This is a genomic window from Dietzia massiliensis (assembly GCF_018390595.1).
GTDB lineage: Bacteria > Actinomycetota > Actinomycetes > Mycobacteriales > Mycobacteriaceae > Dietzia > Dietzia massiliensis.
This window is the reverse complement of the sequence record NZ_JAHBAV010000160.1, coordinates 1-478: the sequence shown is the minus strand read 5'-3', so window position 1 is coordinate 478 and position 478 is coordinate 1. Positions and strand designations below refer to the sequence as shown.

Genomic DNA, 478 nt, shown 5'->3' with positions numbered 1-478 from the left:
CCCAGGCAGTAACGAATGCTGAAAGCGCGCGCCGCGTCGAGGATCGGCTCGCCATCGTCGACGAACAGCGTGCGCTGCGGATTGAATCCGGTGTGCTGCTGCACCGCCTGCCACAGACGCTGATCTTCTTTCGGATAACCAAATGTGTGGGTGGAAAACAATAAATCAAGGTGCCGATCGAGGCCGGTATGCTCGATTTTCACCGCCAGGCTGTGCGGATGCGCATTGGTCAGCAAAATGGTTTGCAGGCCGGCGTCGCGCAGCGCCTGTAAAAACGGCTCGGTGTCTTCGCGCAGCCGGGCGCGGCTGCCCACTTCGCTGGTCATGCGGTAGATATCCAGATCCAACCGCTCGCTCCAGTAATCGAAGCAATACCAGTTCATGGTGTGCTGCACCGCCTGATATTCCCGCTCAATGATATTGCGGGCTTCGTCGAACGGAATGGCGCGCCTTTCGCTCAGCGCCTGCGGCACCAGGC

Annotated in this window: 1 protein-coding gene; it reads right to left on the bottom strand. The window is 59.6% G+C overall.

Annotated elements, in window-relative coordinates:
• Positions 1-478 (bottom strand): GMP/IMP nucleotidase (gene yrfG, locus KHA85_RS20125; protein ID WP_213186651.1); only part of this gene is annotated, 478 nt, incomplete at both ends.